The organism is Steroidobacter sp. (assembly GCF_016790065.1).
Classification (GTDB): Bacteria; Pseudomonadota; Gammaproteobacteria; order Steroidobacterales; family Steroidobacteraceae; genus Steroidobacter.
Genome location: NZ_JAEUPY010000813.1, coordinates 1 through 11,460, shown reverse-complemented (window position 1 = coordinate 11,460; position 11,460 = coordinate 1). Strand labels below are relative to the sequence as shown.

Sequence of the window (11,460 nt, the reverse complement as noted above, 5' to 3'; positions counted from 1 at the left end):
GAAGAGTTGGGCGGCGCCGGGCTGCATGCGCAGATCGGCTCTGTAGACGACTTGGCTGACAACGAAGCCGATGCATTCGCTAAAGCTCGCCGCTTTCTATCGTATCTTCCTAACTCGGTCGATGTATTGCCGGCGCGCATTCCGTCACAAGACCCGCCGCAGCGTATCTCGGAAGAACTCGATTCGATCGTCCCGCGCGATCGACGTCAGGCTTACAAGATGCGACGTGTGCTCGAGTGTGTGCTCGATGCCGGCAGTTTCTTCGAGATCGGGCGCCACTGGGGGCGAGCTTCGATCACGGGCTTCGCGCGGCTAGATGGTTGGCCTGTGGCCGTCATTGCTAGCGATCCTAACTACTACGGTGGCGCTTGGACCGCGGACACGGCGCAGAAGCTGGTCCGGTTCATCGAACTGGCGGAAACCTTTCACTTGCCGGTGGTGCACCTCGTCGATATCCCCGGATTCATGGTGGGTCTGCAGGCGGAGCGTGCCGGCACTTTGCGGCACGGTGCGCGCGCCCTGGCGAGTGTGTATCAGGCGACCGTGCCTTGGTGCACGGTCATTGTTCGCAAGGCTTTTGGTGTCGCAGGCGCCGGCATGTGCAATCCCACTCGGTTCCGCTATCGATGCGCGTGGCCATCGGGAGACTGGGGCTCGCTGCCCATCGAAGGGGGCATCGAGGCTGCGTATAAGTCGGAGCTCGCGGCTGCCGAGGATCGCGCGGCGAAGCGCACTGAAATCGAGGCCCGACTCAATCGAGCGCGATCACCTCTGCTGACGGCCGAGAAGTTCCTCGTCGAGGACATCATCGCCCCGAGGCACACTCGCGCGTTCCTCTGTGATTTCGCGAACCTGGTTGCGCCTTTGCGCCAGGCGCGGCGCGCTAGTTTTGGTCTGCGTCCGTGAGGGGCGTCGTTATCAGCGCTTCACTTTCATCCAATCGACCAATGCCGCGGCGGCTTTGGGTAAATCGTCAGGCTGTTTCGCCTCGGGACTGAGCACGCGCAACCAGATCACACTCGCTGCGTCGGCCAATGCATCGTCGTCGGCCCGCAGCTTCTTCTGCAACTTCTTTAGTCCCGGATCGGGATAGATAAAGAGTTTGCGGACCAGCTCGTCCATCATGCCGCCGAGCAGGTAGGTGGCGAACAATACCGATGGCTTGGCATCCGGTTGGCCGCGGCGTTTGACGTGGGTCTGAGCGACGATGTCATACCAAAGTCGGTTCGCTCGTTGCGCAAGCTCGGTCAAGCTCGGCTCTTCATCGCTGACCTGTAACAGGCAGCGCATGAGTCCCGCGTTGGCGCGACACACTGCCAGCCAGCGTCGGTTGGCCGCGCGGATGGCACTGAATGGATCATGATCTTCCGTGGTCAGTGTCGACAGGCCGAGGAAGTCTTCGAGCATTTCGTTGAGCACACTCAGCGTCGCTTCCGTCTTGTCCTTGAAGTAGACGTAGAACAGGCCCTCGGCGACTTCTGCCGCCTTGGTGATGTCGAGAACCCGCATGGCGTGGTAGCCGGTGCGCTCGAGAGCCTCAGCCGTTGCGATACGCAGCCGCTGTCTGGTACGTGCTCCCTTCTGCTTGGGCGGTGAATCTCGCAGGCCCTGCTTGAGGTGCTCGATGTAGGACAATGTCATGTCAGGCTCACGTTGCGAATGAGGCGCATGCATTGTACGTGCAGTTTGAGTCACTGAGGGCGGTCCGACGCGCTGGCGGTGAACTCTCCGCCATAAAAATGGGTGACCAGTCGTCGCTCGCCGCCTGAGCGCCGGAACTCGAAGGTGTGCTCATCGTCGATAATCGAAATGAATCGTCCGTCGCCGAGGTACCGCAGCGGCAAGGAGGGGCCCTTGCTGGCGGTGCCCCCGAATACGGCAAACAGCACACCGTCCTTATAGGTGAACCCCATGCGGGTGAAACCGAAGGTGATGGGCCCCATCGTGTATTCGCCGGCAAAGCCTTGTCCCAGCGACTCGGGCAGCGGTACTTCGGTGCGGCGGGGTTCGGCGATTCCCAGGACGACGCGCGCGAGCTTGGCCTCCAGCGATACCGGTGGGACGCCGCTATCGCTGTTGGTCAGCACGACGATCGTCGTGTCGTCATCCGGGTAGTACGAGTAGTGCGCCGAGAACCCGGAGATATCGCCCGAATGCATGATGCGGCGATGTCCGTCCAAAGAAACATGCACCAGGCAGCCCAGTGAATAAGGAACGAGCGTGCCGTCGCGCAGGCGCTCCAGTTGGTGCAACCTCTCGCGAACCGCGGTGGGTGTCGTGGTCCCTGCAAATACCCCGGCTCGATACTTGAGCATGTCCCCAGTCGTCGACATCGCGTTGCCCGCGGAGAACGCGATCAACGGGTCGTAGCGGGGCGCGTTGACCAAGCCCATCTTGCCTCTTTGGTAGCCGTGAGCGCGGTGACTTACCAGCGTTCGCCAGTCCGCCATCGACGTGTGCTCCATGCCGAACGGCGTAAGAATGTTTTGCCGAACATACTCATCGTAGGGCTGTCCGGTCACATTCTCGATGATGAGTCCGAGCAGGAATGTTCCGGAGTTGGTGTAGTTGTAACGCGTGCCAGGCTCGAACTGCAGTGGCTTGCTGGAGAACCAGCTGAGCACCTCTGCACGCGTCACTGGGCGCTCCGCGCCACGGGGAAACTCCGGCAACTCCGTGTAGTTCACCAGCCCTGAGGTGTGATTCAAAAGGTGATGGACCAACACATCGCGCGTTGGCGACGGCAATCCGGGCACGTATTTGCCGGCTGTGGCAGCGAGGTCGATCTTGCCTGCGACCACCAGTTGAGTGATGGCGAGCCCCGTCATGGTCTTGGTGATCGAGCCAATGGGGAACACCGTGTCGGGCGTGACCGGTACACGATGTTCCACGTCGGCGTAACCGAAGCCTTTCGAATAAATAACCTGGTTGCCACGTTGAATGGCCACCGCAATGCCGGGCTTGCCACCGTCGGCCGTCGCTTGCGTAAGGAGACTGTCCAGGCGCTGTTCCATCGCGTTACTGGCGAGCGCGACGGATGTGATTGCCATGAGCACCAGGACAGATAACGCAGCCAACCGACGCAACATGACGAATCCCCAGGGCTATCGACTGCGGGGCAGTGTATCAGAACTGAGGCCCACCTCAAAAATGACATCGGCTGCCGTCCTCGCCTCCGGTGCCGGGGCGCGTCTAGGGGCAGAGACCTTCCGGCTGGTGTCGTCGGTGCACCAAGGGGCGGCGTTTTACGCCATTCGCGCACGCGGCTTCTGCACTAGTCTTCCCAGGTCATCGGTCGTGATCGGGGATTGCTCGTGCAGAGTATTGGGATCGTTCGCCGTTGCTGGCTGCTGGCCGTCGGGCTCGCCTTGCTGGTGGGCGCAGCCTCCGCCGCGGACCGGCCGCTGATCGTTTGTCCAACAGGCGCTAAGAACAAAGAGTGCGCTTTCTTTGGCGGCACGGGCATTCAGGAGGCGGTTGATCGCGCCACCGATGGCAGCACCGTGCTGCTCAAGCCGGGTATCTACTCCCCGCAGCGCTATCGAGACACTCGCTACAAGCGCTTCATCATCCGTGGCTTCGTCACCATCCATCGCAAGAACCTGCGATTGATCGGCGAGCCTGGCGCAATTCTGGACGGTGCCGGTGGTCCAGCAGTGTCGGCTCTCGTCATTGAGGGTGGCAATGTTGGCGTCAGCTCGCTCACGCTGCGCAACTTTCACGCGGTCGAACCCATGGATGACCTGTTCGACGGCAGTGGCATGCACATCATCGATGCCAGTGCTGTGCTCAGCGACATCACGTTCGAGCGTTACGCAAAAATGGCTGTCAATGCTCGCGGTAGTGCGCTGGTGACGGCCACACGTCTGCGCATGCAGGATGGATTCGTGGCGGTGATGATGGCTGAGTCCGCGCACATGCGGTTGTGCAATTCCATCATCAGGCGGCATGCCGCAGCGGGTGTCGCCTCATACGCCAACTCCACGCTGAGCATTTACAACTCGGTGGTCGACAGCAATGGCGACGATGGTTTGTATGCCGTCGCCAACGCCGAGATTTTTGCGACCAACTCGCTGATCTTGCGTAATAAGCCGTACGCCGTGCGAGTCAACGACAACGCCCGTGTCTGGGTCGGGCATAGCGTTGTCTTTGGTAACGAGTCGAACATTTTCTCGCCGGCAGGCAAGCAGTTGGTGACGTTCGGTCCGGGCGTGCTGGAGAGCGATCCGAAAGCGGATTCGAATTATGCGTTGCCGTCGATCTTGGCGGGTGATCCGGACGTACGCGATCTATCGGGTGAGAAGTCGCGCATCGGGTTGGGAGAGGCGGCGGGATGCGGGCCGTGACCGCAATGTCCGCGACCGCCCCGGACGCGGAGCAGACGCGTCTTGCCTACAGCGGTCGGCTGATGCCGGATCGGCAGTTGCTGATGTTCCGCAATCAGGGCTGGGCATTCGCGCAACGAAGGATCGCGCGCGGTGCCAGCGTGCGGTCCTTGCCTTTGGCTGCCTCACAGCTCGAGGACGTCGCCATCATCAGCGGCGGCGCCCAGCACGATCTGTTCGACTATGTTTCGCGCAACCGGGTCGCTGGCTTACTGATCCTGCATCGGGGGCAGGTCATCCAGGAGCATTACGAGTTCGGCAATGACGCGCACACTCCCTGGATTTCGATGTCGATTGCCAAGTCCATCAGTACCACGTTGTTGGGCGCGGCCTTGCGCGATGGATTGATCCGCAGTTTGGACGATCAGCTGACTCGATACCTGCCAGTGCTGAAGAGCACCGGCTATGACGGCGTAACACTGCGTCAGTTGTTACAGATGACCAGCGGTCTGTCCTGGAACGAAACACACAGCCGTGCCAGTACCGAACGCCGCAACATGCTGGAGCTGCAGATTGCGCAGCGGCCGGGCTGTGTTCTGGACTATCTCACCAGTCGCCCGCGTATTGCCGAGCCGGGCACTGAGTGGGTGTATGGCACAGGTGATGCCCATATCGTCGGCGTGCTGTTGCGTGCTGTGACAGGCGCTTGGCTGTCGGATTATCTCGCCGAGAAAATCTGGTCCCGCATCGGCATGGAACACGATGCCACGTGGTGGCTCGAGGCTCCGGATGCACTGGAGGTGGCCGGCTCAGGGATCAATGCGACACTGCGTGACTATGCGCGCTTCGGCGAATTTTTCCGCACAGGTGGCATCGTCGACGGCGCGAGCATTCTCCCGGAGAACTGGCTACGCGACGCCACTAGTCCTCGCGTCATCGCTGGTAAACGAGTCGACTATGGCTACATGTGGTGGCCGGTTGCTGGCCGCGATGGGTCATTCACAGAGGGTGCCTTCAGTGCCCGCGGCATCTTCGGTCAGTACCTCTATATCAATCCCGCGCGGGAGCTGGTGATCGTCAGTTTGAGCGCGCGCGCCAAGCCTCGATTCTCCGAAGGCATTCTGGACAACGATTTTTTCAACAGCGTGGCCGACGCGTTGCGTTGATCACTTTTCTATCACCGGGAGTCCGTATGTTGCGTCCACTGATCGCTGTATTCGCGAGCGCGTCGTTAGCGCCGGCGATGGCCGGAGATTTGCTCTACACCTTGGAGAAGACCGCCGTCCTGCCCAGCACCAACACCGGCTGGGACTACATCAAGATGGAGCCGAACAGCAGCAGATTGTTCATGGCGCGGGACAAGGATGGCTTGACGGTGTTCGATGTGGACAAGAACCAGGCAATTGCCACGGTGGAGAACTCCATCGGTGCCAATGGTCCGTTGCTGCTGCCGGCCTACAATCGCGGCTACATCGCAATGACCGACGGCTCGATGCTGAGCATCGATTTGAAGACCCTCAAGCCGCTCGAGCGTCAACCGCTGGCCAGCGATGGCGGCTTGAACAGCGCCATCTTCGATCCGGCGACCAAGCAGATTCATGCCATCGTCGGCTCGCGCCCGGCCGAATCCACCTGGTTCACGCTGGATCCGGCCACCGGCAAGCTGCTCAAGAAGACCACGTTTCCCTTCAAGAAGATGGACGACCCGGCGCTCGACGGCAAAGGCACGTTGTTCGCACCGGCGCGTCGGGACAACCTGATCCTGAAGCTCGACTCGGCCAAGCTCACCGAGCAGGCGCGCTGGACGGTTCCGTGCAACGTGTCGAAGGTGAAGTATCAGGCGAGCACGCAGCGGGTTCTGGGGGCGTGCACAGGCGACAAGCCGCAGTTCTTCGCACTCGATCCGAGTACGGGCAAAGTGGTGGCTAGCTTGCCGATCGGCCCAGGCATGGATGGTTTTGTGATCGACGAGCAGCGCCGTCGCATCGTTACCTCTAACGGCGGCGACGGTACGTTGACCGTCATTGGTCAGAGCAGTGCCGATTCTTATGAGCTACTCGGCACGGTCTCGACTCGGGTGATTGCGCGCATGATGCACATCGACGATCGCACCGGGCGTTTGTTTGTGGTTGCTGCCGATTACACCGCAGGCAAACCTGATGCGTCGGGCGCTGCGGCCAAGACGCTGCATCCGAACACCTTCACGGTGCTCACCTACAAGCCGACCAACTAAGCGGCGCGGCGGGGCAGGTACTCGGGAAGAAAAGTGCGCGCGTATGCGATGCGCGCACGCCGGGCCTGCTCTTCCATTTCATCGGTGATCTGGCCGTGCCGATGAATGGATAGTGCCCAGACAGCATCGTTGATCACGATGATCTCGACCCAGCGGTCCAGTAGTTGCGGGATCGGCGGCACTTCGAACATCTGATGTAACAGCTCGATGCTCTGTGCAGCGATCACGGCGTCGCTGTTCAAATCGCGGGTGCGGATGTCGAAGGACAGGGCCGGCCCAAGCAGCACTTTGCGCACCGGCGCATGTGAATTGAAATAGTCTCGCGCCGCGCGAAACTGCAGCGTCTGCAACTCCTGCCACGTACTCACGTGGCTGAAATCGCCTTCACCCATGCGCTGCTCGAAGCCGCGCAAATATCTTTCGGCCAGCGCGCCGAAGATCAGCGGTGCTTCGGGAAAGAAGTGATAGATCGACGGCGCCGAGATGTCCACTTCGGCGGCGATCTTATGAATGCTGATATCTGACGGATCCAGCGTCTCCAGTAAGCGCTCGGCGCCATCGAGAATGGCCTCGAAGCGGTCGCGGCTGCGCTGCTGGGTGGGTCGTCGGATATCGGCGAGTGCGCGGCTCGGCGGGGCGGCAGGGGCATCGGGGCGCGCTTTTGACATGCCTGGCAGCTTGGCTTTTCGCGGTCCAAAAAGCAACATTTATCCGGATAGAGCGCCCATGTTGGGGCGCCGCCTTTCATTAAACCTACTAATCCGGCATTGACACACCCGATCGGTCGACTATAAATTGGATAAAAGTCCGGTTTAGGCCGAGACACACAACAACGCCTATATATATGTAGGCGAGGCGGAGCGATCCGCCAGCGACGGATGCCGCTGCAGTCGGGTGAGGGGTGGGGTCACAGCCCGCAAGGGTGTTCGGATTCGGGAGGCATGCGTTGCGATGATGGCCGAAGAACGACTGCGACTGGAACTGCCTGCGCTACAACTGCCGTCGCGCAAGTCCTTGCCACCTTTCGAAGCGCTGCGTGCGTTCGATGCAATCGCGAGATTGGGCGGCGTGCGCCGGGCGGCTGAATACCTGTGCCGCGATCACGGTGTGGTGAGCCGGCACTTGCGCACCATCGAAGATTGGACCGGCACCAAGCTGGTTCGACGGACTGCCACCGGTGCGGTGTTGACTCCGCACGGTGCGCGTTATCACCGGATGATCGCGAGCGCCATCGATGCAATCGCCAACGCCACCGTCGATCTCATGGGCGGCGGCGACGATCGCCGTCTGTGCATTCGGTGCATGCCAGGGTTGGCATTGCTCTGGCTATCGTCCCGGCTCGCGAGCTTCTCGCAAGCGCATACCGATTTTGAGATCGAAGTGCGTCCCATCGATCACGCCACCGGCATGCCGACCGAGCACGGCGACGTGCAGCTGCGGCTGGTCGCGTCCTATGGATTGCATGCGCAGTTGCCACCGGAGTATCGCAGTCTGGATTTCGCGCATTCGCCCATCATCGCAGTGGCGAGTCCTCATTACATCGAATCGCATGCAACGATCGAAAAGCCTAGCGACCTGTTGCAGCACCATCTGCTGCATGAAGAAAACTATTCCGGCTGGTACACGTGGTTGGCCGCACATGGCGTCAATAGCGAAACCGAATTCGGCGGCCTGAAACTTTGGCAAGGTCATCTGACACTGGATGCCGCACGCCACGATGGCGGCATTGCCTTGACGAATCATCTAACCGCCGCACGAGATCTCGCGAGCGGGCGACTGGTCGAGATCGGCAAAGATTTGCCCTCGTTCGCTTCGCCTGCGATGGGCATCTGGCGGTTCATTGCGCGCACCGATGGGTGGGACACGACAGCAGTGCGTCAGTTCCGAGCCTGGCTGATCACTACTGTGCAGCGTGAGCATCCGCAGCTCATGCCTGCCAAACGCTAAAGGTTCCGGTGTTCCGATAGCACCGTTTTCTTCGAGATTTGGCACCGACCGCTGCCGCCAGGCGCGCCTATGCTCGAATCGTCCGACATCGCGAAATGGGGAGAAGAGCATGAACAAGAGTTCGCAGGCGCTGTTGTTTGCTGCGCTGATTGCATCGTTGCAACCGGCCATCGTAGGCGCTCAGGAGCAGACCAGCTCCGGCCTCGAGGAAATCATCGTCACCGCCCAGAAACGCGCCGAGCGTCTGGTCGACGTGCCGATGAGTATCAGTGTGATGAGTGGCGAGGCGCTCGAGGAACGAGGCTTCGTCAATGTGCAGGATCTGGCGTTCGCCGTGCCCGGCATGACCATGCGGGAAGACGGACCGGGCGTCTACGCAATCTTCATGCGTGGCTTGAGCAATCAGTACGGCACCGGTGCGCTGGTCGGCGTCTACCTGGATGAAACGCCGATTTCACTCACCGGCTACGATCAGCTCGACACTCGTTACTACGATATGGAGCGGGTCGAGGTGCTGAAGGGGCCGCAGGGCACGTTGTATGGCCAAGGATCGGTGGCGGGCGCGGTACGTTACATCACCAAGAAGCCGGTGCTGGACGCCTTCGCAGGCAGCATCGAAGCATCGCTGGCCGATGTTTCTGGCGGCGACGCCAAAGAAACATTCACCGGCATGGTCAACATTCCCATCGCTACCGACAAGTTCGCGCTGCGTATCGCGGCGACCAAGGAGCAGGGCGGCGGTTGGCAGGATCAACCGCAAGCGGGCATCAAGAACGGTAACGATCAGGATTTGCTGAATGCGCGCGTCAAGGCACTTTGGCAAATTACGGATGCGTTCACCGCCGAGGCGACGGTAATCACCCATCGCAATGAGATTCAGCTGGGGCAGGGCTACGAGGAAGCAGATCGCACTGTGACCGTCGGTACCAACCGAGCCATGCGTCTGTTGCCGCGAAAGTTCGACTATGACCTGTACAGCTTGAATCTCACCTATGACTTCGGCGGCTTCGAGCTGTTGAGTTCCAGTAACTATATCGACCACGATCATCAAGTACCTTTCACGTATGTGGGTGGCCCGGCGACCATCTGGAATGGCTCGCTCGAGGGTGCCGGTGTCGCATGGCGCGACATCACGCAGTTCTCGCAGGAAGTCCGGTTGGCCTCTACCGGCGAGGGCGCGTGGAAGTGGACGGTTGGTGCGTTCTATCGCGATCTGAAGAAGGATTTTTATCGTCTCGGCCAGACCCGCAGCGGTGCCACTTTGACCACCGGTCAGGTGCTGATCCAGGACGAGACTTATGAGTCGTCTTCGGTGTTCGCTGATGTCGCGTACCGGTTCACTGAGCGCTTCGAAGTCGGCGTGGGTGTGCGCTACTTCGAGGACGATCAGACGATGTTCGACGGCGCGACCCACGATGCGGAGTCGTTCGACTCGGTCGATCCGCGTGCCTACGCCAGCTTCAAGCTCACCGATGACACGAATGTCTATGTGAGCGTGGCCAAAGGCTTTCGTAGCGGTGGCTTGAATCGCGGTACCACTTTGCCGAACTACGGGCCGGAGTCGTTGATCAGCTACGAGATCGGCGTGAAGGGCGCTGCTTTGGACCGCATGCTGGCATTCGAAGTCGCCGCGTACTACAGCGACTACGACGACATGCTACGCCGGGGTCTGGTCTACATTCCGTCGCAGAACACGCTGTTGTCGAACACAGCCAACTTGGGCAAGGTGGAAGTGAAGGGTCTCGAAGGTGGCCTCACGCTGCGTCCCAATGACATGGTTACGTTGCACGCGACGGCGGCTTACACCGATAGCGACATCAAGGAAGTGAATGCGCTCAACTCGACCAGCATCGCGGGTGATCCCGTCGACTACGTACCGGAGCTGAGCTACACGCTCGGTGCCCGGTTCGACTTCGATATCGGCGCTGCGCTGCCGGCCTTCGTGCGGCTGGACTACAGCTACCGCGACAAGGTCAGCTACGTCGACCGCACGTCTTATCCGTTAGCAAATGTGCCGCAGTACTCGGACGACATCGGCCTGGTGGATGCCGGCGTGGGATTGACCTGGTCGAAGGCTACCTTCGAGTTGTTCGGCACCAATCTCAGCAATGAGAACAAGTGGATCGATCCGTATCACGGCTGGTCGAACGCCAACCGCACGCGCCCGCGCACGGTGGGCTTGAAGGTCGGCTACTCGTTCTGATGGACAGGATGTCCGAATGCAGTGGGCGCAGGGACGCGCAGGAGCTGCGGATGGACAGGGTGCGCTCCGCTGTGAAAGGCGGAGCGCGTCCCTTCATTCATTGCGCCGTGTGACCACCGTCGACCAACAACAGATGGCCGGTGACGTAAGAAGACTCCGCCGAGGCAAGGTAGAGTACCGCGTAGGCAATCTCGACCGGCGTCGCGAACCGGCGCATGGGAATGTGGGCGCTAGCTTGAGCAACTTCGCTGGCTGTAACGAGCTTGGTCTGGAAACGTTCGACGAACGTGTCGCCGGGGCAGACGGCGTTGACGCGAATTCCGTCGCGAGCATGATCCAGCGCCATGGCTTTGGTCATCAACGCCACCGCTCCCTTGCTCATCACGTAGGGCAGCGCGTTGGTGCCGCCGACCACGGCCCAATCGGAGCCGTTGTTGACGATGGCTCCGGCGCCTTGGGCCCGCATATGTGGAATCACCAGTCGACACATATGCCACACAGCGGTCACGTTGATATCGAAGGTCGATTGCCACACCACGGGATTGGTGGTTTCGGCAGTACCGCGCGGGACCACACCGGCATTGTTGAACAATATGTCGATGCTGCTGAACGTATCGAGTGCAGTAGCGATGACCGTTTCGCAGTCGGCGAGCTAGGTGAGGTCGGCTTCCACGAACAAGCAGCGAGCGCCGGCGTCACGGCCTAGTCTAGCCACGTCTTCGCCCAGCTCGGCGCGGCGTCCGGAGACTACC

At 60.6% G+C, this 11,460-nt stretch carries 9 protein-coding genes and 1 pseudogene; 6 read left to right on the top strand and 4 right to left on the bottom strand.

Translation table 11 applies throughout. The annotated features are described in order from the left end of the window. On the top strand, positions 1 to 906 hold a 906-nt coding region (locus JNL55_RS32950; RefSeq protein WP_293864771.1), incomplete at its 5' end, for a carboxyl transferase domain-containing protein. A 12-nt stretch (positions 907 to 918) separates the two neighbouring features. Here the strand turns inward: JNL55_RS32950 and JNL55_RS32945 are convergent. Both JNL55_RS32945 and JNL55_RS32940 read right to left on the bottom strand, forming a co-directional pair. Next, positions 919 to 1,641, bottom strand: coding sequence for a TetR/AcrR family transcriptional regulator (locus JNL55_RS32945; RefSeq protein WP_293864768.1), 723 nt, complete (start codon positions 1,639 to 1,641; stop codon positions 919 to 921). Between the two features lie 50 nt (positions 1,642 to 1,691). After that, positions 1,692 to 3,050, bottom strand: coding sequence for a serine hydrolase domain-containing protein (locus JNL55_RS32940; RefSeq protein ID WP_293864765.1), 1,359 nt, complete (start codon positions 3,048 to 3,050; stop codon positions 1,692 to 1,694). Between the two features lie 264 nt (positions 3,051 to 3,314). On the opposite strand from JNL55_RS32940, the gene JNL55_RS32935 reads away from it, so the two are divergent. From JNL55_RS32935 to JNL55_RS32925, 3 genes are read left to right on the top strand one after another with little or no spacing between them, the layout of a single operon-like run. Further along, positions 3,315 to 4,346 (top strand): right-handed parallel beta-helix repeat-containing protein, encoded by a 1,032-nt coding sequence (locus JNL55_RS32935; RefSeq protein ID WP_293864762.1) that lies wholly within the window; start codon positions 3,315 to 3,317, stop codon positions 4,344 to 4,346. A 5-nt stretch (positions 4,347 to 4,351) separates the two neighbouring features. After that, entirely contained in the window at positions 4,352 to 5,491 is a 1,140-nt protein-coding gene (locus JNL55_RS32930) for a serine hydrolase domain-containing protein (protein ID WP_293864759.1), read from the top strand. Between the two features lie 26 nt (positions 5,492 to 5,517). After that, positions 5,518 to 6,558: a hypothetical protein gene (locus JNL55_RS32925; protein WP_293864756.1), complete on the top strand. Its 1,041-nt coding sequence runs from the start codon at positions 5,518 to 5,520 to the stop codon at positions 6,556 to 6,558. On the opposite strand, the gene JNL55_RS32920 is transcribed toward JNL55_RS32925, so the two are convergent. After that, positions 6,555 to 7,226, bottom strand: coding sequence for a TetR/AcrR family transcriptional regulator (locus JNL55_RS32920; protein ID WP_293864753.1), 672 nt, complete (start codon positions 7,224 to 7,226; stop codon positions 6,555 to 6,557). The genes JNL55_RS32925 and JNL55_RS32920 overlap by 4 nt on opposite strands. Before the next feature lie 283 nt (positions 7,227 to 7,509). Between JNL55_RS32920 and JNL55_RS32915 the strand changes: the two genes are divergently transcribed. Then, on the top strand, positions 7,510 to 8,505 hold the full coding sequence (locus JNL55_RS32915; RefSeq protein WP_293864751.1) for a LysR substrate-binding domain-containing protein: 996 nt from the start codon (positions 7,510 to 7,512) through the stop codon (positions 8,503 to 8,505). A 109-nt stretch (positions 8,506 to 8,614) separates the two neighbouring features. Next, entirely contained in the window at positions 8,615 to 10,708 is a 2,094-nt protein-coding gene (locus JNL55_RS32910; protein WP_293864748.1) for a TonB-dependent receptor, read from the top strand. 97 nt (positions 10,709 to 10,805) lie between these two features. On the opposite strand, the pseudogene JNL55_RS32905 reads toward JNL55_RS32910, so the two are convergent. Then, positions 10,806 to 11,345 (bottom strand): annotated as a pseudogene (locus JNL55_RS32905) (SDR family NAD(P)-dependent oxidoreductase); the annotation flags it as partial. Between the last annotated feature and the right edge of the window lie 115 nt (positions 11,346 to 11,460).

Excerpts from the sequence above, each read along its gene's own strand:
- JNL55_RS32925 (WP_293864756.1), top strand. The coding sequence starts at position 5,518 with ATGTTGCGTCCACTGATCGCTGTATTCGCGAGCGCGTCGTTAGCGCCG.
- JNL55_RS32940 (WP_293864765.1), bottom strand. The coding sequence starts at position 3,050 with ATGGCAATCACATCCGTCGCGCTCGCCAGTAACGCGATGGAACAGCGC.
- JNL55_RS32915 (WP_293864751.1), top strand. The coding sequence starts at position 7,510 with ATGATGGCCGAAGAACGACTGCGACTGGAACTGCCTGCGCTACAACTG.
- JNL55_RS32930 (WP_293864759.1), top strand. The coding sequence starts at position 4,352 with ATGTCCGCGACCGCCCCGGACGCGGAGCAGACGCGTCTTGCCTACAGC.
- JNL55_RS32910 (WP_293864748.1), top strand. The coding sequence starts at position 8,615 with ATGAACAAGAGTTCGCAGGCGCTGTTGTTTGCTGCGCTGATTGCATCG.
- JNL55_RS32945 (WP_293864768.1), bottom strand. The coding sequence starts at position 1,641 with ATGACATTGTCCTACATCGAGCACCTCAAGCAGGGCCTGCGAGATTCA.
- JNL55_RS32920 (WP_293864753.1), bottom strand. The coding sequence starts at position 7,226 with ATGTCAAAAGCGCGCCCCGATGCCCCTGCCGCCCCGCCGAGCCGCGCA.